Below are 1026 nucleotides of genomic sequence, written 5' to 3'. Positions count from 1 at the left end.
TTTTTTGAATGCTGCCATTGCTGCAAGTGCTGCTGCCATCGCTCCCGCAAGCATTGCTGCGTTTGCTGTGTCTCCGGTCTTCGCACTCTTCTGACCAGATGCTTTGCTGCCTGCTGCACTGCTGCCAGTGGAGGATTTTTCCCCGCTGTTTCCTGACTTGTCTGTCGTTCCAGCTGTTCCTTTTTCCTCTTCTTTTCCTGTCTCTGCATTTGCTGTATCCACTGCTGCCTGCAGATTTGCTACTGCTGCATCTACTTCTGCCTGTGTCGCTTTCTCATTCTCGTATACGGATGTCGCTGCTGCAAGGGCACTTCTCACTCTTGCCTGTGCAGGTGCACTGTATACGGAAAGATCCATTGTATTTACACGATTGATCAGGTCTTCCAACGCTCCCTTGTCCGGAATGAGTCTCAACTGGCTCATTGTTGTCAGCAACGTATTCCATGCTGCTGTGATCTCTTCCTGGGTTGCATCTTCTTTATCACGGATCACTTTTGCTGCATCCAATGCATCTTTGAATTCCTGTTTTCCTTCCTCCTGGTATTTGTCAAGATTTGGCACGATCGTCTCTGCCATCTCGATCACGGAGATCAGGTTTGTCTTGTCTGCTTTCTTTACAAGGTTGTTCATTGCATCAAGCAGGTTCTTATAAGCCTCGTCGATCTCCGGCTGCATTGCATCTCCGTCTTCCAGCACCTCTTTTGCTGCTGCAAGGGCATCCTGGAACTCTTTCTTTCCTGCCTCAATGTAGTCGTCAAGGTTCAGCTCTTCTGCCATCTTCACCAGTGTCTCAAGCTCTGACTTGTCGCCTTTCTTGAATTCCATGAACTGCAGTACACTGATAAGTTCTTTCCAGCTGCCGTCCACCATGGTCTGTGTCACGGAATCGTCTCCAGCCTCTGCTTTTGCAAGAATCTCTTTTGCATCTGCAAGGGCTTTGTTGTATCTTTCCATTACAGAGTCAATGACATTGGTTGTATCTGCTTTTTCTGCAAGCTCGATCGCGTAGCTCAAAACGCTTGTGGA

Annotated in this window: 1 pseudogene; it reads right to left on the bottom strand. The window is 48.3% G+C overall.

Annotated features, from left to right (window positions below):
• Positions 1–1026, bottom strand: a pseudogene (locus tag B5F18_RS12340) (FIVAR domain-containing protein); the annotation flags it as partial.

Source organism: Lachnoclostridium sp. An181 (assembly GCF_002160325.1).
In the GTDB taxonomy this organism is placed as follows: Bacteria; Bacillota; Clostridia; order Lachnospirales; family Lachnospiraceae; genus An181.
The sequence above is the reverse complement of the archived record's forward strand: the minus strand, read 5'-3'. Positions and strand labels throughout refer to the sequence as shown.